This window comes from Paenibacillus sp. FSL H3-0321 (assembly GCF_038002865.1).
In the GTDB taxonomy this organism is placed as follows: domain Bacteria; phylum Bacillota; class Bacilli; order Paenibacillales; family Paenibacillaceae; genus Paenibacillus_AQ.
On the sequence record NZ_JBBODH010000001.1, the window covers coordinates 5457809 to 5483175 of the forward strand.

General features: G+C 50.8%; 15 protein-coding genes. 11 read left to right on the plus strand and 4 right to left on the minus strand.

The features are described 5' to 3' along the window. Window positions 1-96 precede the first annotated feature (96 nt). From MHI45_RS24415 to MHI45_RS24425, 3 genes are all read left to right on the plus strand, one after another. Entirely contained in the window at window positions 97-1506 is a 1410-nt protein-coding gene (locus MHI45_RS24415) for a deoxyguanosinetriphosphate triphosphohydrolase family protein (RefSeq protein ID WP_340894554.1), read from the plus strand. A gap of 400 nt (window positions 1507-1906) precedes the next feature. Further along, the gene (locus MHI45_RS24420; RefSeq protein WP_341119571.1) at window positions 1907-6193 is read left to right on the plus strand and encodes a glycosyl hydrolase; all 4287 of its coding nucleotides are present in this window, start codon (window positions 1907-1909) and stop codon (window positions 6191-6193) included. Between the two features lie 269 nt (window positions 6194-6462). Continuing rightward, window positions 6463-8238 (plus strand): methyl-accepting chemotaxis protein, encoded by a 1776-nt coding sequence (locus MHI45_RS24425; protein WP_076113483.1) that lies wholly within the window; start codon window positions 6463-6465, stop codon window positions 8236-8238. 141 nt (window positions 8239-8379) lie between these two features. Here the strand turns inward: MHI45_RS24425 and MHI45_RS24430 are convergent, their stop codons facing one another. After that, window positions 8380-9336, minus strand: a complete 957-nt coding sequence (locus MHI45_RS24430) for a D-2-hydroxyacid dehydrogenase (protein ID WP_076113484.1) — start codon at window positions 9334-9336, stop codon at window positions 8380-8382. 90 nt (window positions 9337-9426) lie between these two features. On the opposite strand from MHI45_RS24430, the gene thpR reads away from it, so the two are divergent. The 3 genes from thpR (at window position 9427) to MHI45_RS24445 (ending at window position 11745) form a co-directional block, all read left to right on the plus strand. Beyond that, a complete protein-coding gene (gene thpR, locus MHI45_RS24435) occupies window positions 9427-10032 on the plus strand; it encodes an RNA 2',3'-cyclic phosphodiesterase (RefSeq protein WP_083675877.1) in 606 nt (201 codons plus the stop codon). Window positions 10033-10114: 82 nt separating this feature from the next. Continuing rightward, window positions 10115-11005, plus strand: a complete 891-nt coding sequence (locus MHI45_RS24440) for a cell wall hydrolase (protein ID WP_076113485.1) — start codon at window positions 10115-10117, stop codon at window positions 11003-11005. Window positions 11006-11061: 56 nt separating this feature from the next. Beyond that, a complete protein-coding gene (locus MHI45_RS24445; protein WP_076113486.1) occupies window positions 11062-11745 on the plus strand; it encodes a metal-dependent hydrolase in 684 nt (227 codons plus the stop codon). A 105-nt stretch (window positions 11746-11850) separates the two neighbouring features. Here the strand turns inward: MHI45_RS24445 and MHI45_RS24450 are convergent, their stop codons facing one another. After that, window positions 11851-13038, minus strand: a complete 1188-nt coding sequence (locus MHI45_RS24450) for an MGDG synthase family glycosyltransferase (protein ID WP_076113487.1) — start codon at window positions 13036-13038, stop codon at window positions 11851-11853. Between the two features lie 394 nt (window positions 13039-13432). Here MHI45_RS24450 and MHI45_RS24455 point away from each other — a divergent pair, with 394 nt between their 5' ends. From MHI45_RS24455 to MHI45_RS24475, 5 genes are all read left to right on the plus strand, one after another. Continuing rightward, a complete protein-coding gene (locus tag MHI45_RS24455) occupies window positions 13433-14014 on the plus strand; it encodes a TetR/AcrR family transcriptional regulator (RefSeq protein ID WP_038586643.1) in 582 nt (193 codons plus the stop codon). A 226-nt stretch (window positions 14015-14240) separates the two neighbouring features. Next, window positions 14241-16595, plus strand: a complete 2355-nt coding sequence (locus tag MHI45_RS24460; RefSeq protein ID WP_076113488.1) for a YhgE/Pip domain-containing protein — start codon at window positions 14241-14243, stop codon at window positions 16593-16595. A 471-nt stretch (window positions 16596-17066) separates the two neighbouring features. Next, window positions 17067-21662: a glutamate synthase large subunit gene (gltB, locus tag MHI45_RS24465; protein WP_076113489.1), complete on the plus strand. Its 4596-nt coding sequence runs from the start codon at window positions 17067-17069 to the stop codon at window positions 21660-21662. Window positions 21663-21821: 159 nt separating this feature from the next. Beyond that, window positions 21822-22739 (plus strand): ABC transporter ATP-binding protein, encoded by a 918-nt coding sequence (locus MHI45_RS24470; protein WP_038598699.1) that lies wholly within the window; start codon window positions 21822-21824, stop codon window positions 22737-22739. Then, on the plus strand, window positions 22732-23520 hold the full coding sequence (locus tag MHI45_RS24475) for an ABC transporter permease (protein ID WP_076113490.1): 789 nt from the start codon (window positions 22732-22734) through the stop codon (window positions 23518-23520). The genes MHI45_RS24470 and MHI45_RS24475 overlap by 8 nt, the downstream gene beginning before the upstream one ends. Before the next feature lie 75 nt (window positions 23521-23595). On the opposite strand, the gene MHI45_RS24480 is transcribed toward MHI45_RS24475, so the two are convergent. Both MHI45_RS24480 and MHI45_RS24485 read right to left on the minus strand, forming a co-directional pair. Further along, window positions 23596-24045 carry a bactofilin family protein gene (locus MHI45_RS24480; protein WP_076113491.1) on the minus strand — a complete coding sequence of 150 codons (450 nt, stop codon included), beginning with the start codon at window positions 24043-24045 and terminating at the stop codon, window positions 23596-23598. Between the two features lie 13 nt (window positions 24046-24058). After that, entirely contained in the window at window positions 24059-25294 is a 1236-nt protein-coding gene (locus MHI45_RS24485; RefSeq protein WP_076113492.1) for a peptidoglycan DD-metalloendopeptidase family protein, read from the minus strand. Between the last annotated feature and the right edge of the window lie 73 nt (window positions 25295-25367).

Consider the following 25367-nt stretch of genomic DNA (forward strand, 5'->3'; position numbering starts at 1 on the left):
GGCAGTTGCTCAACTTTCTATTTTAGAGTGAAAGTTCTGCCGAAAATGACTTATAATGAAGTACTAAATACAGATCAATGGATAGGGGCAGCGGATATGACACTTATTGAGAAAAGAGAGCATCGGCAATATCCGGAGATTACCCGACTGGAAACCTCTAGAGCCGCATATGAACGCGATTATTCGCGCCTGATTCATTCGCCGACTTTTCGCCGGCTGCAAGGCAAATCACAGGTGTTCGGCGCCGGAACCGGCGATTATTACCGCACGCGCCTGACTCATTCACTGGAAGTGGCGCAAATTGCCCGTGAAGCCGCCAAGAGCCTGTTGCGCTCTTACCCGGAGGTGGAAACAGGGCAGGCGGACAACCCGGGTCTTGTAATCGATCCCGAAGTGGTGGAATGTGCAGCCATCGCGCATGATTTCGGCCACCCGCCATTCGGCCACAAAGGGGAAGAAGTGCTCGATAATATTTTGGAGCAGCTTGTGGTCAAAAAGACTGAGGAGGAAGCGCTGAAATCCGGCGCGGGTCCGCTGCAGAAGCAGACGATCCACGAAAATCTGAAACGGCAATATGAGCATTTTGAGGGCAATGCCCATAATTTCCGGCTGATCATGTTTCTGGAGAAGCGCGAGAACATCGACGGCCTGAACCTTTCCGACGCAGTGCTGCTGGGTATCAACAAGTATCCTTTTCCCGGCACGGTACTCAAGAAAGGCATGTATCTTCATGAATGGGATTATATCAGGGAAGTCCGTAAGGAATGGGGGGTGCCGGAAGGCAAGAAGACGCTGGAAGCCCAGCTTATGGACCTCTGCGACGACATCGCCTATTCCGCCCATGATTTGGAGGATGGCATAAAGGCCGGCAAGATCGAGGTCCATGAGCACTTTATGCATGATGCCTATATCCAGCGGCTGATCGTCGAGAAGATTACCACGCTGGAGGATTTGTTCTGGGAAGGCTGGAAGTCGGAGGCTATTCATGCCAAAGTTGAAGAGGTGCTGAGCTCATTCCTGCGGGTATGGATGGAGAAAATGCCGACCTGCGAAAATGATTACTCCCGCACCCGGCGTGAGGTTAAAGCCTACTGGGTCAGCACCTTTGTCGCCAGCTTAGGCGTGATTCATGACGGAGACTGGAAGAAGGTCACCTTTATCAAGGAGGGCAAAGAGGATGAGGACATGCTGCGGACGGTCAGCGTGCTCAAAAGCTTCGCCTGGGTCACGATGATTCGCGACCTGCGTGTGCAGCGGCTGCAGAAACGCAGCGAGTGGATTTTGCGGCGGCTTTGGGGCGCATTCCTCGATCCTGAAACGTCGAAGGCGATTATTCCGAGCGACTGGCTGCAGCGCTTTGAGAAGGATCAGCGGTCGCAGAGGCCGATCTGGACGTGGGAGCATATGGTGATTGATTATATTGCCGGAATGACAGATGCTTTTGCTGAGAAAATCTACAATGAGCTTTATGGTCTGAAGGTCGGTTCTATTTACGATCTGGACTAGGACAGGCAAAGCTTGGATAAGAAGTTAAGAACGCTACCTTTTTAACACAAACAGGGCTCTCCAGAGAGCCCTGTTTGTGCGTTTTCTGGTCTTTGCTTTTGATTTATGGTCCCTGTTTTAGAATTCTGGTCTTTCGTTGCTGTGTATTGTTATTATTTTGTTATTATATATTTGGTGATAATACGAATGAGTGGAGTTGAATTTTAATTTCTAGAACACCTAATCAATCCTTTTTAATTAAGGGGTTTTTGGTGCGAGAAAAGTTTTAACTTCGAAGAATAAAGGTTAGATTTAATGTATTTATTTTATTTTGTTATTGTTTATTTATTATAATGATGCTAATATTACCGGGGAGTTATCATTATTATTGAAAGCCCTTACACAAAAGGAGGATGAAGTCTTGAAGAAGTTTAAGAAGAGTTTCCTGCTGTTTCTTACGGCCCTCATGATGTTTTCGATGGCTGTACCTGCACTGGCCGGCAGTGCCCGCAAGGAAAAACTTGCAACCCACTGGGCCAAAGAGAGCATCGCGAAATGGCAGGGGAATGGAGTGCTGCAAGGATATCCGGACGGCAGCTTTAAGCCCGATAACAATGTTACCCGCGCTGAGCTGACGAGTATTATTAACAAGCTTTTCGGATTTAGTGCCCTGCCCGAATCCAATTTCTCGGGTGTGCCGGCAGGCGCATGGTATGCCAAAGATCTGGCTGTAGCGAAGCAGGCCGGTTATTATAAAGGCTTCCCGGACAATAAAGCGAAAGCGGATACAAAGTTGACCCGCCAGGATACTGCTGTATTGCTTGCTTCGGTCTTTTCGCTTACACCGGGCAACGGCGCTGCTGCTCTTGCTTTTACGGATAGTTCCGGCATCAGCCTGTATGCGAATGAGGCGATCCAGGCGCTGCAGGGTACTTTGAACGGTTATCCGGACGGATCCTTCCGGCCTGACCGCCTTATCACAAGAGCAGAAGTGCTCAGCATTGTCGACAGGCTGGTCAGCCGCTACTATCACGAGGCTGGGACGGTTGCCGGGGGCGACATTCAGGGCAATGTTCTGATCAACCGCAGCGGAGTACTGCTAAAGGATGCCCGTATCTCGGGGAATCTGTATTTGGCCCCTGGCATTGAGAGCGGAGAAGCCGCTCTGGAGAATGTAACTGTTCAAGGCGCGGTTTATATTTCCGGTGGTGAGAATTCGATTCATTTCAACAACTCCAAGCTGGCGTCGGTCAACCTGAACCGTCCGGGCGGGAAAATCGGCATCATTGCTGAAGGCCATACAACGATTGGTCAGCTGGCTATTGAAAGCGCTGCAATTCTTGAGCTGGGCGCAGAAGCGGAGATTGCTGAGGTTGTCATCGGCAGCGGCGCTTCCGGTACGGCGGTAACAGGCAAGGGGACGATCAGCAAGCTTGATGTTCGTGCTTCTTCTGTCAGTTTTAACGGACAAGCTTTGACGAATGGAACCTTCTCTGTAAGAAATGGCGGATTTACGACCTCTGGCAGTACAACAAACGGAACCACCACCGGAACCACATCCGGCTCTAATGGTTCAGGCAGCACCGGAGGAATAGGGACGCCTGCCGTTACCGTCAACATTGCTGACCCGGCTGCATCCGCCGCAACGAAATCTCTGTTCGCTTATCTGGATGAAACCAGCGGCAAACAGATTATGTTCGGGCATCAGCATGATACGACTGTATCTTTTGCCGGCAAGGATAAAGCAGGAAATGTAATCTCGGATGTGTACAGCTCGGTAGGCGATTATCCGGCTGTGTTTGGCTGGGATACGCTCAGTCTGGACGGATACGAAGCTCCTCCCGGAGTCAGCGGGAATCATGAAGCCAGCAGGCTGGGTCTCAACGCTGCGATGAAGCAGGCGCATAAGCTGGGCGGCATCTTGACGCTGAGTACGCATCCTTATAATTTTGTGACTGGCGGCAGCTTTAATGATACGGGCAATTCCCCGGGGGCAACCTCATCGGTAGTGGCGCGTATTCTGCCGGGCGGTGATAAGAACAGCGGGTTTAACACCTATCTCGACCGGATTGCCGACTTCGCGAGCAATCTCAAAGATGACGACGGCAACCTGATTCCGGTGTTGTTCCGTCCGTTCCATGAGCAGAATGGAGGCTGGTTCTGGTGGGGGGCAGCAACGACTACCAAAAGCGAATATGCAGAGCTGTACCGATACACTGTTGAATATCTGCGGGACATTAAGGGAGTCCACAACTTCCTGTATGTATTTTCCCCGAATGGTCCGTTTAACGGCAACGAAAGTGAATATCTGACGACTTATCCGGGCGATCAATATGTGGATATTCTCGGTATGGACCAATATGACAATAAGGACAACGCAGGTTCCGAGTCTTTCCTGAATGGCCTTGTGAAAGATTTGAAGATGATTTCCGGTCTGGCTCAAGATAAGGGTAAGATTGTGACCCTCTCGGAATACGGATACAGCGCCGCAGGAATGAAAACAACGGGAAATAATGAGCTGCAGTGGTTTACGAAGTTATTGAACGCCATCAAGGCGGATCCGGATGCGGCGAAGATTTCCTACATGCTGACCTGGGCCAACTTTGGCGAAGGCAATAATCTGTATGTTCCTTACAAGAATGTTCCGAATAAAGACGATCACGAGCTTCTTCCGGATTTTGTGAATTTCTATAATGATGCTGCTACTGCCTTTGCGGGGGATGTGAAGGATGACAACAAGTATTCCCGCGCGGTCAATGCTGCAGTGAAAGAACCGTTCCTGCATATCGTTACACCGAATAATGTCGGTACGGTAACTGAAGGCGCGGCAGTCATCCGTTCGAAAACGGCAAATTTCACACCGGTGAAGGTCACTTATACAATCGGAAAGTCCACAGTTGAACAAGAAATGACACTGGGAGCGGACGGCTATTACGCTGCGGTCTGGCAGCCGGATTCCAGCTTGAACGGCAGTTCCACCGACATTACGGTAAAAGCTTATGGACCGGGTGACACACTGCTTACGCAAAGCATCTCCGTATTTGTGAAGATCGGCGAGGTACCGGTTAAAGAGATCAAGTTCAACACGGCTGACGATCTCCAGCTCATCCAGAACAATGGCAGCTGGTCCGGTCTGGCCGGAAACGGCGAGACGATCAAGACGGAGTTCAAGCATGCGGCTCTGGACGGAGACGGAAAGCTGAATCTGAATATCTCGGAAGGATTGGCCTCTGGGGATACCTGGCAGGAGCTGAAGCTGCAGCTTACATCTGCGGCACTGGACGGGGTAGACCTGGCCAAAGTGGGCCGTGTGAAATTCAATCTGCTGATTCCCGAATCTGCCCAGAATGAAACCGGAAATGCCGCTATCCGCGTCGTCGTTCAACTTCCGGAAGATTGGAATACCAAGTACGGCATGGATTCCAGTTATAAAACGTTATCCAGCCTGGAAAAAGTAACGGTGGACGGCTCGTCATACTACAGGTTTGCTGCCTCCATTGACTTGGATAATGCCGAGAAGTCTGCAGCGGCAACCGGTCTGGCCATTTCCATTGTAGGGAGCGGACTGGTCTCTGAAGGAGCTCTGCCTATTTATGTTGATGATATCAGCCTTTACAATACCTACCGCGCGCCGGTGGCAGACCATGCGCTGGTGGATGATTATGAATCCTACGGTGCAAGCGATGATGCACTTGCGGCAAAATACCCTAAAGCTGGCGGCGACGATGTCAGCGTAGCCTTAAGTGCGGACCTTAAAAATTCCGGGGGATATGGATTGAAAATGCACTATAGCATTGATAGTGCCGGTTATACAGGAATCGGTAAGAACCTTGGTTCCCTGGATTGGTCCGCTTACAACGCGGTCAGTCTGTGGGTTGCTTCCGACGGCAGCAACTCTTACGCGGAAAAGGAAGAGCCGCTCAAGCTGGTTGTCCAGCTGGTCATTGACGGCGGATATTTCGAAGCCTATCCCGTGATTACTCCGGATCAGAACGGGCAGGTTGTGCTAAGCCTGAAGAAATTGACCGAAATGAGCTGGGGTAAAGCCGGTGCGCTCACAGAGGAAAGACTGAAGCAGGTGCAAAACTTCAATCTGTATGTGAACGCTATGGATGGGCAGTCCCATGAAGGTGTTCTATACTTTGATGATATTAAAGCGGTATATGACCCGGCACTTCCGGATATGTCAGGCGGGACTGGCGGACAGCCGGATGCGCATGCGCCTGGAGTTCTGTACCAGTTCACAAGCGCTGAAGATATCACAGGCTGGGTGACGGCAAATGATGATCAAGCGGGCGCCAAAGCTCCGGAATTTTCGGAGGAGGAGCAGGCGGTGGGGGTTCAGTTCGATCAGGTTGATAACGGCTCCTTTGAACTCGCTGTAGATCCGGTGAAGCTGAATATTGCGGGTCTCCATACGATAAACGCAAAGGTCAAACTGTCGGGCGGCGCGGCTAAAGCGCGCCTGTTCATCAAGACAGGAGCTGGCTGGGTATGGTCAGACAGCGGAGCGCCCTTAACAGTGGACTCCAGCGGGTATACAACTTTGAGCATTTCGTTGCCCTCTGCCGCTGAAGCAGAAGGGGTTGACCTGACTGCCGTAAAGACGATCGGCATCAAGCTTGAAGGGATCACAAACGGCGAAGGAACAGCGAAGTTGTATCTGCAGGAAGTGACGCTTGCCGCAGCCGGGTCGGATATTGATTAACCGGTTTCAAATGAATAAGGCTAAAGACTCAAGGTGAAAGCCCGCAGACTCAGTGCGTTGCAGAAGACCCGAAGCCCCTATGCGGTGTGCTTTGGGTCTTTTGGTATGTTCTAAAGAGAATGCAATGAATATCTTACATTATATAAAATTCTTATTTCAATCTGCCGAAATATAAGGTAGATCTGTTTGTTTGCCCATTCTTGAAAATGAAATGTAACAGAATGGAATTACATGTAAGGTTTTCGGAAAAGTTTGAGGAGGATGCGCAAATGAGAAAGGATCTGGGACTTAAGGGATCTGTAAACAAATTCGTTAATGGGACATTGAAGGGGGTAACATCCAAGGGGAAGCAAAGCATCGGCTTCAAAATAGCTTCCGGGTACGTTGTTTTGGCTTTGCTGGTCTTGATTATCGGAGGAACCTCTCTCTATTTAATGAACGGTATGCAAAAGAATACCGGAAATATTGTTGAACAAATGGTCCCTGCTCTGGAAGAAATACATAATGTCAATTATTACACCGAACATATCATGGCGGTCAGTATGCAGCATATTTTAAGCACCGATGCTGCACAGAAAAAGAAGCTGGAAACGGAACGTGACCAATTTATCCGTAAAGTTGCTGAATCTATGAACAACTATAGAAATACGCTGCGGGACAAGGAGCAGAAGGAGCTGCTGCAGTCGCTGAGTCATAAATGGGATGAATTTATGACTATTAACAACCAGGCGATCAAGCAGAGCGGCTCAGGCGACGAAGAACTGGCACTGGAGGTCTCGCAAAAAGGAATTACGGCGTTTAATTCGATGCAGACCGATATGGATGCTCTGGTTGATCTCAGCCAGAAAGCCGCGTCTGAAGAGGGCGAGCGTTCCGTTGAGATTTTTCATACTTCCATTATTGTGAATCTGATTACTGTAGTGGTAGTGCTGGTTGTGATCGGTCTGATTAATATGGTTATCCGGCGCACAATCATCAATCCGCTGAAGCAGGTAACCGTTCATTTGCAACAAATATCAGGCGGTGATTTGACGTCAGAGGATACCTTGCTTGCAAATCAGGATGAAATCGGTTTGCTTGCCAGGACGGTAAACGATACGAACCGGACATTGCTGGAGATTGTGAATCAGATCCGTAGTGTTTCCAGTATTATCGCGAGGCAGGGGGATGAGCTGGTCCGCAATATTTCCGATACAAAGGAGGGCAGCCAGCAGATTGCCCTTACTATGGAGGAGTTGGCCAAAGCTTCTGGAAGCCAGGCGGAGGCAGCTGTAGAAGCATCCAAAGCGATAGAGGATCTGAATATGCTGATTGAGGCTTTTGCAGTCAAAGGTACGGATCTGTCGCTTCATTCCGGGCAGGTGCGGACAAAGGGTGACAGAGGCAAACAATTAATGGAGAGCTCAGTGGCACAAATGGGGCAAATCGCCGAAGCCGTATCACAATCCATGGAAACGGTGGAGGAGCTGAACCGCAAGAATGAGGGAATCTTCCGGCTGGTTGGCTCGATCCGCAGCATTTCCGAACAGACGCATCTTCTGGCAATCAACGCTGCGATTGAAGCAGCCAGAGCCGGAGACAGCGGGCGCGGATTTGCGGTTGTGGCGCAAGAGGTACGGAAGCTTTCGGAGGATGTGCAGCGGACGGTATCGGAAATTACCGGGATTACGCAAGGCATTCAGCTGGACTCCAAAGAGGTGGTCGAACATTTGCGCATGGGGGTCATGAGGACAGAAGAAGGCAGCCGGCAAATTGCTGAGACAGGCGAAGCTTTGGATGACATCAACAAATCGGTGCATGTTATGTCCGGCACCATTGAAGAGATGGGCGGTAATCTTCAGCAGATGACCGCAGCAAGCGAAACGATGAACGAGTTCAGCCAGCATATTTCAGCGCTTGCCCAGCAATCGGCGGCAGGTGTGGAGGAAACCTCAGCTTCGGCCCACGAGCAGCTCAGCGCCACCAATGAAGTTGCAGCTGGCATAGGGCAACTGAAAACACTGCTGACCGAGCTTAGTGAATCGGTAACGCGCTTTCAGGTATAAGAAGACAGCCTCTCGCGGGTTCATTTACGCAAGGAGTAAATGTGCCTGTGAGGGGCTGTTTTTGCTTGTATTTATTATAAACGTGACGGTAGAAGGTTAACTGCACGCTGTTTGGCTGCCAGTCAATAGAGTGAGCTGTCGTCAGTACTGGCGGCTATAGTCAACCCTATTGCGCGAAGGGGCGCCATCTTGCAGATAGGACTGCAGGTTGTCTGTGAAAATATCAACAACGCGGTCGGCATACCGGTCTGTTGTGCCGGCACAATGCGGGGTAATCACCACCTGCTCCATTCCCCATAGCGGATGATCCTGCGGCAGGGGTTCGGTCTCAAAGACATCCAGCCCCGCTCCGGCCAATTGGCCGCTCTTCAGCGCGGCCATCAAGTTTTCGGTATGGGTGGTGGCTCCCCGGCCGATGTTGATATAATAAGTGCCTTGCTTGCACTTGGAGAAGATTTCCGCATTAAACAACCCATGTGTTTCGTCGGTGAGTGGCAGCGTGTTGATTACGAAATCGCCTTGGCGGACTGCGTCAGGCAGCTCGTCAGTGGTGTAGACCTGATCAAAACCGGCAACCGGTTTACCGGAACGGCTTATGCCGATGGTCTTCATCCGGAAAGCCTTGGCGATTCTTGCCGTTTCACTGCCGATGGAGCCGGTGCCGGCAATGACGGCTGTTTTGCCGGTTAATTCACTTTCATTGCCTTCCGAATGCCAGCGGCGGTTCTGCTGGTTGCGTACGGCTGTATGCAAATTACGGGTGAAGAGCAGCATAAAGCCAAAGATTACAGCTGTGATCGGCTCGGCGTGAACGCCACTGGCGTTCGTGAGCAGGATTCCGCGCTCCTCCAAACGATCAAGCGGGAGTTTCTCTACACCTGCCGACCAGGTCTGAACCCAACGCAGCGGTGAATCCGGCCGCAGCAGCGTGTCGCTGATGCCCTTGCCCCAGCCGATTACAATTTCTGCATTGGCCAGAAGCTCCAAATCCGGATTTTTGGCGTTTCCCAGTGTGAGGGTATAACCTGGGGCGGCATCGAGAATGAGCTTCTGCTGCTGGGGTGTAAGGGGCTGTAAACAAACAATGGATTTCGTCATGATGGTTCCCTCCCGTTATACTTTTTTATAGGATTGGCTGATAATGTATAGAATAAGGATAACAAATCTGTCTGGAAAGGTGAAATTTTTATGGAGCGTAATAGGTCTGAGCGAGATATGGAGCGCTTGTTTATTGCCGTAAAAGTCCCTTCAAACCTGAGTGAATTATTGGAAAAAGAGTCTGAAAAATGCTCCGCGAAGCTGAAATTTGCAAAATGGACACATTCTGAAGATTATCATATTACCCTGCAGTTTCTCGGTGACACACCCAGAAAAGAAATTCCTGCACTTCTCAAAGCGCTCGAGGAAATATCCGGAAAGAGCAAGCCGTTTCGATTAAGCTTGGAGAACTGGGGGACTTTTGGTCTTCCGCATGCGCCTAAGGTGCTCTGGGCAGGGGTTTCCGGCGAGCTTGCGAGACTTGCGGAACTGCAGCGGGACGTGGTTAATGCGACTTCTGGCTTGGGTTTTAAAGCCGAGACAAGGGAGTATAATCCCCATATTACCCTGGCCCGGAAATACCGGGGTGAGCAGCCCTTCAGCGCCGAAGAGCTGCCGGATTTACGCCACTGTGGAGGAGAAAAGGAGAACAATTGTTCGGAAAAGGACTGGACGGTAGATGCTTTTGTGGTGTATGCTACTAGAATGCATGCCATTCCTATGTATGAAATGATTGAAAAATTGACATTTTTCTAAATTAAAATCGACAAGAAAGTTTTCAAAGCTTCCATTTTCGGTTACATACAATAGGAATGTGCCGTAAAATAGGAGGTAAAAAATGGTTATTTTTAAACAAAATCGCTGTATTGCGCTGCTCGTTGGCGTTATTCTAGTGTGTTTCTCTTCAATAAGCCTGATGAACTCCGAGCGTGTATCAGAGGGCAAAAATACAGTACCAATGAATAAATTACAGACAACCCATGCATCTGCCGCATCTGTCCTGTCGCATCCTGCCACAACCGGTGTCAAGAGGATAACCGAATCACCCAAACCCATGCTCTACACCACAGTTGCCGATCTGAGGCTTAACTGGAACAGCAAGCCAGCCGTGAATTGGTTCACTCCCGATAAGCTGAAGCCGCAAAGCGCAGCCAAGAAGGTAACCATTCAGACTAAGGCCACTGTGGTGAAGGCACCGCCGGCAACAGCGCAGAAAGCGCTCGGACAGGCGGCAGCCAAGGGGAGCCAGACCGTAAAACAAGCGAAAACGGCATCTCAGCAACATCCCCCCGCTAAATTGTTCTTCTCCCGGACGCAGTTATTAAGCCAGGAACAGCAAGCGCAAGCAACCTGGAGCTACGCCGTATCCGATGAAGACCTGCTACTGCTGCAAAAAATCGTTATGGCAGAAGCAGAAGGCGAACCGTACCAGGGCAAGGTGGCAGTTGCCAACGTTGTTCTGAACCGGCTGCGGTCAGCCAATTTTCCCGACACCATTTACAAGGTCATTTATCAGAAAAGCCAGTTCAGTCCTGTGGCAAACGGGCGTCTTAAACGTGTCAAACCTAATAAGGACAGCATTAAAGCGGTAAATGCTGCGCTCTCTGGAGTTAAAGAGGTGACGGATGATACGTATTTCTTCTTGTCGCTGAAGCTGGCACAGGATTTGACGGTCCACCATTCGCAGGAGTACGCTAAGACCATCGGCAATCATACCTTTTATAAATAATTTGGTTTCAATGAACTAGAAGCATAATTCCGCAAAACTTTTAGGAGGATCACTCTATGAAAATCACCTATTACGGTCATTCGGCGCTGCTTGTTGAGACGGAGGAAGCCAAAGTTATTATTGATCCTTTTTTGTCGGGAAATCCGAATTCGGGGATCTCACCCGATGAGCTTTCGGTCGATGCGGTTCTGCTCACCCACGGACATTCCGATCATTTTGGAGATGCGCTGGAGATTGCCGCGAAGAATGACTGTCCGATCTTTGCTGTCTATGAACTGGCAGAATATTGCCGCATCAAAGGTGCGCAGGTCAAACACATGAATACCGGCGGCAGCCATACCTATAAAGGAATCACCGTGAAATATACCCAGGCCTTTCATTCCTCCTCCATTACAGAAGGGGATACCTGGATTTATGCCGGACAACCGGCGGGCATTCTGCTGACCATCGGAGGCAAAACCTTATTTCATGCCGGAGATACGGCATTGTTCGGAGATATGCGTCTGATCGGAGAACGAAACGCAATTGATATAGCGGCGCTGCCTATCGGGGACATGCTTACGATGGGGCCTGACGATGCGCTGCTGGCAGCAAGATGGCTTCGTGCGGATAAAGTGATTCCGCTGCATTACAATACATTTCCGGCGATTGCCCAGGATGGCGCAGAGTTCTGTGACCGGCTGCGGCAGGAGGGGATTCAGGGCTATCCGCTGCATGCAGGGGAAAGTGTGGAGATCTAAACTCCCGCTGACGGTATAATAAAAGAACCTCCAATCCATACTTTGATGGATTGGAGGTTCTTTTGGCTTTGCAGTTCAGGCAGAACTGGCGGCAAACATTCGAGCTTAAGGGGTAACATAGACGGCCTCTTCATTGCGGGCCGGTGTCCGCGCTCCCCGCAAATCGGTTTTTCCGTCAGCCGGTTTGCCCAGCAGCTGCAGTACCGTAGAGGCGCAATTATGCGGTTGCTGGCGCTCGGGAGCCAGCCGGCGCTTCCGCAGCTCCTCCAGTCCGGCATATTCACGCAGCAGGAGGGAGAACCATTTGTCCACGACATTCGAATCCAGCACCTCGGCCAAGCCAAGCTCCACGAAATACTGGCAATTCTTCTCTTCCTGGCCGGGAATGGCGCTGTAGAAGAGCATCGGTATTCCTTTGGCCTGGCCTTCCGTGCAGGTCATTCCACCGGGCTTCGTAATCAGCAGATCGGAGGCGTCCATCAGCTTATTGATTTCACTGCTGTAACCAAGTATCCTCACGTTGGGATGGTTCAGCAGGGGATTGGCCTGCATCTTGGCCACAAGCTTGTCGTTGCTGCCCATGCAGAAGATCAGCTGGATATCATCCATTCGGGCCGTGAGCGAGTCCATAACATCCTTGCCGAACATGAGTCCCCAGCCTCCGCCCATAATGAGCACGGTAGGAATATCGGCGAGCCCGAGTTCCTTGCGGAGCTGGGTCTTGTTAGAACGCTCCCAGAACTTCGGATGCACCGGTATGCCGGTGACCGTCACAAGCTCGGGAGATACCCCGCGGCCGGTCAGAATTGATTTTACCCGCGGAGTAGAGACTAGATACCGGTCAGCTTCAGCGTTGACCCAGGTGGCGTGTGCGTCATAATCTGTTATGAGTGTAAAGAGCGGGACATTCAGACCCTGCCGCTTCAACCTCGAAATAACGGCTGCGGGAATGGGATGTGTGCAAATAATTAAATCCGGCTTAAGCTGCTCGATAACCTGTAAGGCATGTGTATAAAAAACCCGGTGAAGCGCCAGCTTCGTCAACCGGTTCAGTGATTTATTGTATTGGGTCTTATACATCATGCCAACCAGCTTGGGCTGGCTGCTGACTGTTTTACGGTAAGCGGAAAGAATCCAAGGAGCGACCGTAGGGTTCAGGAATTTTCCCAGCTCGATGACCCGGCATTGTACATCCGGATTCAACAGCTTTATTCCTTCGGCGAGAGCATAGGCTGCCCCTGTATGGCCCGTACCGAAGCCTTCCGAAAACAGCAGTACTCTTTTCTTTCGCATAAGTTCACCTGCTACTTTCCTTCATAGGTAGAATTGCGGGTTCTCTTCTTTGGCGGATTGGAGATACCTCTATATAATCATCTCTTCTATTATACAGCGAAATTAGCTGTTAATCTCATAATATAAGACTATGTGTGTCCGGCCATTCTATTCTTCCATTTCCCGCAGGGAAACCGCCCTTTTTCAAAGACGAGACAGACGTTTCTTCTTACATTATACAGATAAGACGTAAATAGAAAGTTAAATCACTGCAATAAATAAAAAAAATATACATTGGTTAAAGTATTGCAAACGCGGAGGCATCATGTTAAAGTAAGTAATGACCGAATGACCGGATTAGTAAATTGGTCAAAATGCGGTTACAGCGATATTTCCGAGGAAAGGGAGTGTACGGGTGGCTGTGGTAGATCGAAGGCAGCAGGTGCTTAAAGCCGCGACGAAATGTTTTTCATTATTTGGCTATAAGGCAACTACAATGGATCAAGTCGCCAAGATTGCGAATGTGGGAAAAGGAACGATTTATACCTTTTTCACGAATAAGGAGCAGCTGTTCGATGAAATCCTGCGTGATGTCATTGTCGAAATGAAAAAAATCGCCGAGCGGGAAATCAAAAAGGATAAGCCTTTTTTTGATAACCTGCACAGGGTTCTGGATGCTTTGCTGGAATTTCGAAGCGAACACGAGCTGTTCATTAAGCTTTCCCAGGAAAGTCGCGATTTCGGAACGCCGCAGGCTGGTGAAGGACTCGACAAGATCGAGAGTGTTGTGCTTGACTATTTGAAACGGGAGGTGGAACAGGCGATTCGTCAAGGCGAAATCAAACCTTGCGACCCCAAGATCGTATCTGTTGTAATGTTTAGACTTTACATTGTGCTGACTGCTGAACTTAACAAGGTGCATGTGCCTTTGAACAAAGAGCAAATCAAACATTATTTTCACTTGTTCTTGTCCGAAGGGCTGGCAACAGCAAAGTAAAGTTTGGAGCTGGAATAGGGATGGCATCGTCAACCGTCTGCTTTCCCTGGATGTTCTTTTACTTAGGCGGCAGTGGAACAAAAACCGGAAAGGTTTTTTTTTACTCTGGACTGACCAATTGGGGAAAACAGTCATATGGTATTACTGTAACTTTCAATACAATAGCAAGAGTTGAAGATTCATAGCATTTTAAAAGAGAGCAAACGATTATAAGGAGAGAACCAGAATGAAATCTTTATCCGTGTTTTTCAAGGACCTTGGGGCAGTGCTGAAGAATCCTAAAGTGCTGATCCCAATGTTTGTTGTCCTATTCGTTCCGGTGCTGTACAGCGGGTTGTTCCTGAAAGCATTCTGGGATCCCTACGGTAAAATGAATGAACTGCCGGTCGCTGTCGTAAATGAAGATAAAGGTGCCGACTACGAAGGCTCAAAGCTAACTGCCGGGAATGACCTGATAGAAGAACTTAAGAAAACCGACGGGTTCGAATGGAATTTCGTAAGCCGTGACCAGGCAGAAGCGGGACTTGACGACAGTACTTATTATATGGCGATCATTGTGCCTGAAGATTTTTCAGCAAATGCAACAACCCTGCTGGGTACTGATCCCCAGCCGGCCAAAATTATTTATGAACCGAACGAAGGCTTCAATTTCCTTGCCGGCCAAATTGGCGGAACTGCGGTAAAGGATATTAAGACAAAAGTATCGGCCAAAATAACAGAAGCTTATACAGAATCCGTATTCGATAAAATTACGGAGATCGCCAGCGGGCTTGGCGACGCCGGAGACGGCGCAACAAAAATTGCCGATGGCGCAAGCAAGCTGGATGACGGCGCGCTGAAGCTGAAGGATAACCTGGTAGTACTGACCGAGGGCACAGGTAAACTGCTCGATGGTGTAGCGCCGCTTACGAAAGGTGTGAGCGATCTGAATACGGGTGCCGCCGCCATACAGAACGGCAGCAGCACTCTGGCAGGCGGACTCCAGCAATTGTCCGCTGCACACAAGAAACTGCAGGCTGGTGTATCACAGACTGCAGCAGGCAGCAAGCAACTGAGTGAAGGCCTTAAGAAGACGGAAACCGGAGCAGCTTCACTTCAGGCTGGTACAGCATCAGCTGTAGAAGGTACGACTAAGCTTCAAGCCGGCACGAAGTCGGTTGTCGATGGCAGTGCGAAGCTGGAAGCGGGACTTACTTCTTCCGTCGAAGGCAGTGCGAAGCTGGAAGCCGGTCTGAAGGCCTCCAAGGATGGCAGCGCGAAAGTGAGCGCGGGAGCCAAAGCAGTGGCCGATGGCCTGCAGCAGCTGGCCAAATCGAATCCTCAGCTTGCAGCCAGCCCTGATGTGCAAAAGCTGCTGGCTGCAAGTACGGCAGTCGCTCAAGGCAGCGCGCAGCTGGATCAAAGCCAGCAGCAACTCGTGGAAGGCGCATCAGCGCTCCACAGCGGACAGGAGCAGCTTGTGCAGGGTGCAGGACAGCTGCATACCGGTTCTGAGCAGCTGGATGCTGGAGTCAATCAGCTGCATGACGGAGCGCAGCAGCTGAATGCCGGCAGCACGCAGCTGCTGGAAGGACAAAAACAGCTCGTGGCCGGTGCAACGAAGCTGGAAACCGGCGGAACTACACTTGCCGCAGGGATGAAGCAGTTCGGCGCGAAGCTGGATGAAGCTGCAGCTGGCGGTGCGAAGCTGGCCGATGGCGGCAAGGCGCTGGAAGCCGGAACTTCGAAGCTGCTGAACGGAGCCGGACAGCTGAGCAGCGGCCTGACCTCTGTAGCCGATGGCTCGAAGAAGCTAAGCGATGGAGCCGGACAGCTGAAGGATGGTCTTGATGATCTGAAGTCCGGTTCAGGCGAACTTGCAACGAAGCTTGGCGATGCCGCATCAAAGACCAGTTCGGTGAATAAGACCGACGCACTGGTGTCGATGTTCGCCCAGCCTGTGGAGATCGAAGAAGTTAAAGTCAATGCCGTGCCAAACTACGGCACAGGCTTCGCGCCTTACTTCCTGTCCCTTGGACTGTTTGTAGGTGCACTGATCAGCACGATTATTATTCCAATGCGCGATTCCGAAGTGATCGGTGCCAGCCGGTTCAACCGGTTTGTCAGCCGTACGCTTACATTCACGATGATGAGTGTGCTTCAGGCGCTGCTCGCTGCAGTTATTGTTCTGTACGGATTGGGTCTTGAAGTGCAGAATGTACCGCTCTTCTACGCATTTATCTTCATTACCAGTCTTGCCTTCATGTGGATGATCCAGGCGATTGTAACCTGGATGGATCAACCGGGACGTTTTGTAGCCATCGTCATCCTTATCTTCCAATTGACGACAAGTGCAGGTACGTTCCCGCTTGAATTGATTCCGAACTGGATGAAATTCTTCAATCCGCTTCTTCCTATGACCTACAGCGTCAGAGGATTCAAGGCAGTAATTTCCACGGGAGATACGGGTGTAATGTGGAACGATGCAGGACTGCTTGCGATCTACGGCCTTGTATTCCTAGCCCTTACGTTCACCTATTTCATGACCCGCAGTCATGAAAGTGAAGCTGCTATGAAAAGTGAACAAGTTTTGACTGTATAATCGGTTAATAGCAATAATATAACAATAAGCAGAGGACGCTCCTTAAGGGGCGTTCTTTGCTTATTGCGGAAATGATATGCGACATTAAAATGACATGTTATGGAAAGAAAACGAAATAAGCGTTTTCATTGCATAAGAACTTATTCGGTTTTAATGCATAATTATGCATTGTAAAGATTTTTTACGCTTTTATTCACTAAAGCTGTACCGCAAAAGCAATTGTTAATCAAACTCATAAAAAAGTTTAAATTGCGCTCATGTCAGGTCGATGATAAAATAATATAACCAATCTGCCTTGAATAATTATTAAGATTTTTCTCTGAAATATTTTCCTGTAAATATAATGTAAGTAGAGCTTTGCGCTTTGCTTTTTCCTTATATTTTTTGTGAAAGTGATGCCGCCATTATGCAGATCGGTAAGCGGGTTCTTCCGATGATAACTTCTACTTTATTATAGAAAGGTTGCGTACAATGAGACACACTGAACTGCCCGGCAAACAGGGCCTTTATGATCCCCAGTTCGAAAAAGATGCATGCGGCATGGGATTTGTTGCCCATATTAAAGGCACACCGTCCCATGATATTGTAAGTAACGCTTTGACTATGCTCTTCAATATGGAGCATCGGGGGGGCCAGGGTAGCGAGCCGAACTCCGGTGACGGAGCCGGCATCATGCTGCAAATTCCGCACCGTTTCTTTGCAGGGGAAGCCGCTAAGCTTGGCTTTGAACTGCCGGAGCAGGGCCGCTATGGCGTGGGTATGATCTTTCTGTCTCATAACGAGGAGATCCGGGCCCGCCACGAGGCGCTCTTGAGCGACATTATTGCAGAAGAAGGCCAAGTGGTGCTTGGCTATCGTGATGTGCCTACCTTTGACGAAATGCTGGGCAAAACTGCCAAGGCAGCGAAGCCTTATGTCCGTCAGGTATTCATCGGCCGTTCCGCAGGCGTCAAGGATGAATTGGCTTTTGAACGCAAGCTGTATGTAATCCGCAAACGCGCAGAACTTGCAATCCGCTATGGCGGTACCGAAGAGGGTGAGTCCTTCTACGTGCCAAGTATGTCCTGTCGTAAGATCGTATATAAAGGCATGCTCACAACTGAGCAGGTAGGCCAGTTCTATCTGGATCTGCAGAACCAAGAGCTGGAATCCGCGATTGCGCTTGTCCACTCCCGGTTCAGCACCAATACGTTCCCGAGCTGGGAGCGTGCCCATCCCTACCGTTTCATGATCCACAATGGTGAGATCAACACCCTGCGGGGGAATGTGAACTGGATGCACGCCCGCCAGTCGCTGTTCAAGAGTGAAGTATTCGGAGAAGACCTCAGCAAGATCAAGCCGGTTGTTAATCCGGACGGTTCCGACACCGCTATGTTCGACAATACGTTTGAGTTCCTGTATCTCAGCGGACGTTCCTTGCCGCATGTGGCCATGATGATGGTACCTGAGCCTTGGAGCAACCATGACAGCATGGATGAGCAGAAGAAGGCATTTTATGAATACCACAGCACCTTGATGGAGCCGTGGGACGGGCCTGCCGCGATGGGCTTCACCGACGGTGTGCAAATCGGAGCCATTCTTGACCGTAACGGCCTGCGTCCTGCCCGTTATTATGTAACCAAAGACGATATGATTATTTTATCCTCTGAAGCAGGAGTTCTTGATATTCCGGCAGAGAATGTACTATATAAAGACCGCCTGAGACCAGGCCGGATGCTGCTCGTGGATACGAAGCAGGGCCGGATTATTTCTGACGAAGAAGTGAAAGCGTCCATTGCTTCCGAGCAGCCTTACCGCCAATGGCTGGATGAGCATCTGATCGGACTTGACGAGCTTCCGGATGCACCTGAGCTGCCGAACCCGAAACATGACAATGTGCAGCAGCTGCAGCAATCCTTCGGCTACACCTTTGAGGATTTGCGCAAGGTGCTGGAGCCTATGGCTTCAACCGGCGCCGAAGCTGTCGGCTCCATGGGCTATGATGCTCCGCTGGCTGTGCTGTCGGATCGTCCGCAGCGTCTTTACAACTACTTTAAACAAATGTTCGCACAGGTAACCAATCCGCCGATTGATGCAATTCGTGAAGAATTGGTAACGTCAACCGCTACGACAATCGGACCGGAACGCAACCTGCTGAAACCAGAACCGGAGAGCTGTCGACAGATCTCGCTGGAATCGCCGATTTTATCGAATGAGGATTTCGCCAAGATCCGCCATGTCCGCCGTGCGGGCTTCAAATCGATGTCCATTCCGATTCTGTTCCCGGCTGAGCTTGGAGCGGAAGGACTGCGTATCGCACTGGAGCGCATGAATGAGGCTGCTGACCGCGTAATGGCCAAAGGACATAATATTCTTATTCTGTCCGACCGCGGTGTGGACCGCGAGAATGCGGCCATCCCGGCGCTGCTGGCTGTATCCAGCCTGCATCACCATCTGATCCGCTCGGGAACACGTACGAAGGTCAGCATTTTGCTGGAGTCCGGCGAACCCCGTGAAGTCCATCATTATGCGCTTCTTCTGGGCTATGGCGTAAGTGCGGTCAATCCGTATCTGGCCTTCGAAAGTCTGGATGACATGATTAGCCAGGGCCTGCTGCGCGGAATTTCGCATGAGAAGGCTGTGAAGAACTACATTAAGGCTGCGACAAAGAGCGTAGTGAAAATACTGTCCAAAATGGGTATCTCTACTATTCAATCGTATCGTGGCGCACAGATCTTTGAAGCTGTCGGACTGAATTCGGAATTTGTCGACCGTTACTTTACCTGGACGCCTTCCCGTATTGGCGGTATCGGCCTTGAAGAAGTGGCGGCAGAAGCGCTGATTCATCATAACCGCGCCTTCACCGACAAAGACGGCAACGATAAAGTGCTTGATTCCGGCGGCGAGTACCAATGGCGCAGCGACGGGGAAGAGCATCTGTTCAACCCGCAGACCATTCACCTGCTTCAGCACTCCGTGCGGAGCGGCGATTACAATATGTACAAGAAATATGCAGCGCTTGTTCAGGGTGAAAGCGAGAAACATCAGACGCTGCGCTCCATGCTGCAATTCAAATCGACAAATCAGCCAGTTCCGCTGGAAGAGGTGGAACCGGCAGAATCAATTATGAAACGGTTCAAGACCGGTGCGATGTCCTTTGGTTCGATCAGTAAGGAAGCACATGAGACGCTGGCAATCGCCATGAACCGCATCGGCGGCAAGAGCAATACCGGTGAGGGCGGCGAAGATCCGGCACGCTTTATTCCGGACAGCAACGGTGATTCCCGCCGCAGCGCGATTAAACAGGTCGCATCGGGACGTTTCGGGGTGACTTCGAACTATCTCGTGAATGCGGATGAAATTCAGATCAAAATGGCGCAGGGGGCCAAACCTGGTGAAGGCGGACAGCTGCCGGGCCGCAAGGTATATCCATGGGTGGCAGAAGTGCGCGGCTCCACAGCAGGCGTAGGTCTGATCTCACCGCCGCCGCATCATGATATTTATTCCATTGAAGATTTGGCAGAGCTGATCTACGATCTGAAAAATGCCAATCCGCGTGCCAGCATTAACGTGAAGCTCGTGTCTGAGGTAGGCGTCGGTACCATCGCTGCCGGAGTAGCCAAAGGCCGTGCCGATATCATTCTGATCAGCGGTTATGACGGAGGAACCGGCGCATCGCCGATGAACTCTATCCGCCATGCCGGTCTGCCTTGGGAGCTTGGTCTCGCTGAGACCCATCAGACACTGATGCTGAATAACCTCCGCGACCGTGTCGTGCTCGAGACAGATGGCAAAATGCTTAGTGGCCGTGACCTGGCAGTAGCTGTATTGCTGGGTGCTGAAGAATATGGATTCGCTACTGCGCCGCTTGTAGCCGTAGGCTGCATCATGATGCGGGTGTGCCAGATGGATACCTGTCCGGTCGGTGTAGCAACACAGAATCCGGATCTGCGTAAGAACTTTACAGGCGATCCACAGCATGTTGTTAACTTCATGACGTTCGTGGCGCAGGATCTGCGTGAGATTATGGCTGAGCTTGGTTTCCGCACCATTGAAGAAATGGTTGGACGTACCGATTGCCTCGACGCCGTACGCGCTTCGAGTCATTGGAAGAAGAAAGGCGTCGATCTGAGCAGCCTGCTTCATACTCCGGCAATGCCGGAAGGAAGCACACGTTACCGCAGCAAACGCCAGAACCATGGTCTTGAAGAAACGCTCGACGTTTCGAAGCTGCTGGAGCTGGCCGCACCTGCCCTGGAATTCGGTACGGTGGTTGAAGCTTCGCTGCCAATCACGAACGTGAACCGTGCGGTAGGAACGATTCTGGGCAGCGAACTGACGCGCAAATATGGAGCGGCAGGCCTGCCTGATGATACGATCCGCCTGCATTTCAGCGGATCTGCCGGACAAAGTCTGGGCGCGTTCATGCCGAAGGGGATTACGATTACGGTCGAAGGCGACTCCAATGACTATGTGGGCAAAGGGCTGTCCGGCGGCAAGCTGATTATTAAGCCATCGCCGAAGGCAACCTTCGCCGCTGAGGACAATATTATTATCGGGAATACGGCGCTTTACGGAGCGACCGGCGGCGAAGCTTACATCAGCGGCATCGCCGGTGAACGGTTCGCCGTCCGTAACTCCGGTGCGAATGTCGTCGTTGAAGGCGTGGGCGACCATGGCTGTGAATATATGACCGGCGGGCGCGTAGTTGTGCTCGGTGAAACCGGCCGCAACTTTGCAGCGGGGATGTCAGGCGGTATCGCTTATGTATACGATCCGAACAACAACTTCATCAAACGCTGCAACCTGGAAATGGTGCTTCTGGAGCGGGTCGAAGAACCGGACGAAATCGCTGAACTGCACAGTCTGATTGCCCGTCATACGGAGCTTACTGACAGTGCCGCGGGAAGACGGATTCTGGATGGCTGGGAAGCGGCTCTGCCGAATTTTGCCCGGGTGATTCCAAAGGATTACAAACGGATGATGGAGCAAATCCGCAAAGTTGAGCAAACCGGCTTGACCGGCGAAGCTGCCCTAATGGCAGCCTTTGAAGCCAACATGCGTGAGCTTGCCCGTGTCGGTGGCTAATCTTTAAGCAATTGTCGAAGAACAAGGGACCGTATCCTTTTGTAATGAAAGGGTACGGTCCTTTATTATGTAATGTATTTTTCTTGATTTTCATGAAAAAGGTAAGCTGTGGTAATATAGTAATGCAAACTAATGAAAGGAAGTGAAATAATGCCAAATATGGCAGAAGTGTCGAAGCCTGTAGCCAGCCTAATGGGCGTCACCAAAAAAATAGGTTCCAAAACGCTGGTCAGCAATTTAACGCTGGACATTCCGTCCGGTCAAATTTTTGGGTTTCTTGGACCGAACGGCGCCGGCAAAACGACGACGATTCGCATGATGGTAGGGCTTATTTCGATCAGCCAGGGAGACATTCTGATCTGCGGCCGCAGCATCAAGGATCATTTCGAAGAAGCGGTAGCCAATATCGGTGCCATTGTTGAGAATCCTGAGATGTATAAGTTCTTGACCGGATACCAGAATTTGCGCCAATATGCGCGCATGGTACCGGGTGTAGACAAGCAGCGGATCAATGAGGTTGTGGAACTCGTCGGGCTTGGACAGAGAATTCATGATAAAGTAAAAACCTATTCTCTGGGCATGCGCCAGCGGCTTGGTGTGGCTCAGGCCCTGCTGCATCGGCCGAAGCTGCTGATTCTGGATGAGCCGACAAACGGGCTTGATCCGCAAGGGATCCGTGAGCTTCGCGATTATTTGCGCCGTCTTTGCCAAGATGAGGGAACAACGGTGTTTGTCTCCAGCCATTTGTTGTCCGAAATGGAGCTGATGTGCGACAGTGTCGCAATTATCCAGAATGGCCGGCTTGTAGATGTGAAACAGCTGAAGACAGTGGGAGACGCAGTGATGCCAGCTGGGGAAACACTGTTTGAGGTGAGCGATCCGGAAGCGGCGTTTAGCCTGATTGGCCGCGGAGTATTGAGAGAAGGCGGTCTGGCCGTCGTGGCAAGCCGTGAGGAAGTGGCCGAACTGAATGCGAAGCTGGTGGCAGGCGGCATCAAGGTCTACAGCATCAAGGCGCTGTCCCGCTCACTGGAAGATCAATTCTTGGAAATTACAGGAGGTGAAGGCATTGGGTGAGTTCGCTGCTCTCATACATAATGAGAATATCAAGATTTACAGCCGTGTTCGTACATGGATTATGTTGTTCATTCTGGCTTTAATGAGTGCGCTGTTTCCGGCACTGTTCTATTTTACCAGCAGTGGTGATATGTCCAGGATGGGACTATGGGAGAGCTTTCAGACGACCGTGAGCGTTGCCTTTTTCCTGAATACGATCTTCACGGTTGTAGTTGCATCCGACTCCGTGGCGGGCGAATTTTCCTGGGGAACAATCAAGCTTTTGCTGATTCGCCCGTGGAGCCGCTCCAAAATACTGCTCTCAAAATATATTTCCATGATCCTCTTCAGTCTGCTCAGCACAGCAATATTAATTGCTTTCGCCTATGGTTCGTCATTGATCTTCTCCTCTTCAGCGGAAGCGGGAGCGTCTAACTTAGGAAATTGGAGTCCGGTTGAATACTCCTTCCTCGATGTGCTCTGCCGCTATGTTGAGCTGTTTCTAACCGCTGCGCTTGCCTTTATGGTATCGAGTGTATTCCGGGCAAGCGGACTGGCGATCGGTCTGTCTTTGTTTATTATGTTTACCAAAAATTTATTTATCGTCATCTTTAGCCCGGAAAGGTATGAGTGGGCTAAGTATCTGATCTTTACCCACATGGATTTGCGGGGATATATATTGAGCGATGCCGGTCCTGGCGGTGTAACCCTTGGGTTCTCTGCCGCCGTGCTGGCTGTATATTATCTGCTGTTTCTGGCGGTTTCCTGGATCGTGTTCCGTAAAAGGGATGTCGCCGCTTAAGACCTTACGTAGATGGACTGTGAGGCGGGTGCACATGGGAAGCTGCGGGAATGAGCCTAGACAGGTTCAAACCGTTTAGCCGGCTTCCAGTTTGCTCTGCGCCTTGGAGGCACGTTTACCTGCCTTGTCTTTATTCTTATCCTCCTGCAGTCCGCCCGCTTTCTCCGGGGCGGGCTGTTCTGCCATGCCTATGGAACCGTTAAGTACACTTCCCTCCATAATGCTGAGCGTCCCTGCAAGGATGTTGCCGTGGAGTTGTCCGGTTCCAGTCATGGTGAGGCGGCGGTCGGCGGTAACATCGCCGAACACTTTGCCGGCTATAATGATCTCCTGAGCTTTAATGCTGGAACGGACCGTTCCTTGTTCACCTACGGTCACTGTCCCCTGGCACTGAATTTCCCCGCTGAAATTGCCTTCAATCCGCAAGTTGGTATCACACTGCACCTTGCCCTCCAGTGTACCTCCAAGACCGATCAGCGAGTCAGTAGACTTAAAGGATGCCTGCTGCTTTGGTTTATTCCACACTATTAATTCCTCCTTAGGGTTTTACATAATTGAGCGGATTCACCGCCTTGTTCTGTTTTACCACCTGAAAATGAAGATGGGGACCTGTACTGCGCCCCGTATTGCCCAGCATTCCGATTTGCTCGCCTTTGTTCACCTTGTCACCGGCTTTGACGGTCATTCCGTTCAAATGCATATACCAGGTCTCCAGCCCGTTCGCATGCTCGATAATAATGTATTTTCCTCTTGCACCCATCTGATCGGAGGCGGTGACCACACCGGCCATTGCTGCATAGACAGGATCACCGATATCACCGGCAATATCAATGCCGGAATGATAGGCGGAAACGCCCTTGAAAGGGTCGGAGCGGTAGCCGAAGCTTGAGGTGATCACATTGGAATGGGTGGGCCAGATCACGGCTGGTGCCAAGCGGGCTTTTTCGGCGAGCGCTTTTTTGGCCTGAAGGTTGGCTTGAACGCTGTTTGCCCTCTCGGCCTGGGTAATCGTGGTGGAGATGCTGTTCACCATCTCTTCAAGCATGCTGCGGATTTCGGCAAAATCATCTTTAGTTTGCCGGACCAGCTCCAAGGGATCCTCCTGATAGACCGCGATATATTCACCGCCTACCTGAGGGGTTACCTTACTGCCCAGTACCGATGAAAGCGCCCCGATCCGGTAGCTTACACCGGACAGCGAAGAGGGATTGGAAGCCGCTGCAGCCGTGTGATTTACACCATTTAGCGCTGTTGTAACGGCTGGAGCAGATCCGTCTACGGTGTCCAGTGAAGCTGTGGCATGAGAGAGCGTCCCTGATGACGCATTGGAGGAGGATGTCTTTTCGGTATCGGAGTCTGTGCCTGTACCTTTACCAGAGTCTGTTCCAGTGGTAGAACCGCTCTCCTTGTCAATCAGCGACTGGAGCTGCGCTTCCAGCTCACTGACACTTTTTAGCTTGTCTTTGATGTTCTCGGCCTCCTCCGACAGCTCAGTCACCTGACTGCGGAGCTGCTGAAGTGTCTGGTCCTTGTCAGCGACCTTCATTTCCATTCGAAGATTAGTCAGGGATAGCGCCGCTGCTTCCGATTCCAGCTCTGCAATCGAGCGGGAGGCATGAAAATGCATGGAGGTGACCAGACTGGAGATAGACAGGGCGGCTGCGGCCGGGAGGGCCAGGGCAAGCGGCCTCGATAGCTGAAGTTGTCTGACCGGACGTCCGGCTTCGCGGACGACGAGCAGTGTAATCCGGTTATGATCGGGCTGACTCTTCATAGCTACTCCTTTCTGCGGCTTGTGCAGCCGCCTCGTGGTAACTAAAACTCCGTGCCTGCGAGTGTTAGCTATT

Coding starts and splice junctions, on each gene's coding strand:
- MHI45_RS24440 (WP_076113485.1), top strand. CDS start 10,115: ATGGTTATTTTTAAACAAAATCGCTGTATTGCGCTGCTCGTTGGCGTT.
- MHI45_RS24415 (WP_340894554.1), top strand. CDS start 97: ATGACACTTATTGAGAAAAGAGAGCATCGGCAATATCCGGAGATTACC.
- MHI45_RS24425 (WP_076113483.1), top strand. CDS start 6,463: ATGAGAAAGGATCTGGGACTTAAGGGATCTGTAAACAAATTCGTTAAT.
- MHI45_RS24485 (WP_076113492.1), bottom strand. CDS start 25,294: ATGAAGAGTCAGCCCGATCATAACCGGATTACACTGCTCGTCGTCCGC.
- MHI45_RS24445 (WP_076113486.1), top strand. CDS start 11,062: ATGAAAATCACCTATTACGGTCATTCGGCGCTGCTTGTTGAGACGGAG.
- gltB (WP_076113489.1), top strand. CDS start 17,067: ATGAGACACACTGAACTGCCCGGCAAACAGGGCCTTTATGATCCCCAG.
- thpR (WP_083675877.1), top strand. CDS start 9,427: ATGGAGCGTAATAGGTCTGAGCGAGATATGGAGCGCTTGTTTATTGCC.
- MHI45_RS24450 (WP_076113487.1), bottom strand. CDS start 13,038: ATGCGAAAGAAAAGAGTACTGCTGTTTTCGGAAGGCTTCGGTACGGGC.
- MHI45_RS24470 (WP_038598699.1), top strand. CDS start 21,822: ATGGCAGAAGTGTCGAAGCCTGTAGCCAGCCTAATGGGCGTCACCAAA.
- MHI45_RS24460 (WP_076113488.1), top strand. CDS start 14,241: ATGAAATCTTTATCCGTGTTTTTCAAGGACCTTGGGGCAGTGCTGAAG.
- MHI45_RS24430 (WP_076113484.1), bottom strand. CDS start 9,336: ATGACGAAATCCATTGTTTGTTTACAGCCCCTTACACCCCAGCAGCAG.